Here is a 1,560-nt window from a genome sequence, read left to right on the forward strand (position 1 = left end):
CATCTATATCATTATTCTCCATACACTTCTTTAAGATCTGAATTTTATAATCTTTATTAGTAGCATCGATTATTGCAGTTTTATATTTTATATCAAGGTCCATTTTGACTAAATTAAATTTAGTATTTCCACTTAACCAGATACTTGAAAAAGTAGCATTTCCGTTTATATTTTTATCATCCAGGTTTTCATCAATCAACAGCATCTTATAATTAAAAAAGGCAATTTGGTTGTTCTTTAAAACGAACTGCCCCAAAACGGTATCTTTGTTAAAACTAATAAAACGTATTTTGTTTACCTGTAATTGCGTTAATACCGGAACAATAGAAAAATTATAATTTTTATCTTCAGCACTTAAATCTGAAACCAAAACAGCTTCTTTTCCATTAATAAAAGCAGCCGCATAGTTTTTTCTTAGGGAAAAGAAAATAATTTTCCTTTGATGGAAAGCGTTTAGATCATCGTGTACAATCAAAAGTTGATAGCAAACAAATAACATTAAAGAAGAGAACAAAAGTCGTTTGTTTAATTTCGCCAAGGCATAAATAAATAACCCGAGCGATAGGCTCAACAATGCAAATTCAGGCAAATTAATCCATATTGAGGAAAAGCTAGCATATGGCAAATTGGCAATCCATTTTAATACAGCATTTGTGAAATTTATTACCCATTCGAAAACCGCCACTAAAAACCTGAATGGCGGAATTAATACTACAATTCCTAAATACATCATTAACACCAATGGGATAGTGATAAAAAGATTCGCAAAAAGAAAGTAAAGTGGGAATTGATGAAAATAATAAATGCTTAACGGAAACGTGACCACTTGTGCGGCTAAAGACATCGCTGTGAAACTCCATAATTTATCTAGCCAAATATGTTCAGTATAAAGAAGGTTATAAATTTTAGGTTGAAGATAAATTAGTCCGAATACAGCAAGGTAGGAAAGCTGAAACCCAACATCTAAAATTAAAAACGGATTGTAGACCAGCTGACAAAATGCCGAAAAGGCCAAAACATTATAACTGTTGGTTTGCTTCGATAAAACTTTAGCCGTAATTAAAATGCTGATCATTACAGCCGAGCGGACTACAGAAGGTGATAACCCTGTTAACAAAGCATATCCCCAAATCAAAGTGCAGATTAACAACAGTTTCATAATCCTTAGCGCACGATTCTTGTTCAAAAAGAGGAACAAAAAATCCAAAACGACATAAATAATGGCTACATGTGCTCCTGATACAGATAAAGCATGAATGGTTCCTGTTTTGGAATAGGCCGATAAAGTTTCTTTGCTTAAATCAGCACGGTAACCTAAAATAAGGGTAGAGGCCACCGCAAAAGCTTCATCACTTTTAATCAAGCTTCGGTATTTTGCAACCTGCTTTTCTCTTAAGTTTAAAGCCATCTTTATAATGGGATTACCAATATTATTTTTGTTGCTAACGATATAATTCTGATCTATAAAAGCCTGATGATAAATATTCTGACTGCCCAGCCAGGCTTTAAAATCAAATTCTGCAGGATTATATGGAGGCTCTATTTCGGTATATGTAGCTG

Annotated in this window: 1 protein-coding gene; it reads right to left on the bottom strand. The window is 33.1% G+C overall.

What is annotated here, in order from left to right:
• Positions 1-1,560, bottom strand: a 1,560-nt coding sequence (locus tag AC1DND_RS27620) for a ComEC/Rec2 family competence protein (protein WP_477586023.1), incomplete at both ends; no start/stop codon positions are given.

It is taken from the genome of Pedobacter sp. 01N416 (assembly GCF_056399685.1).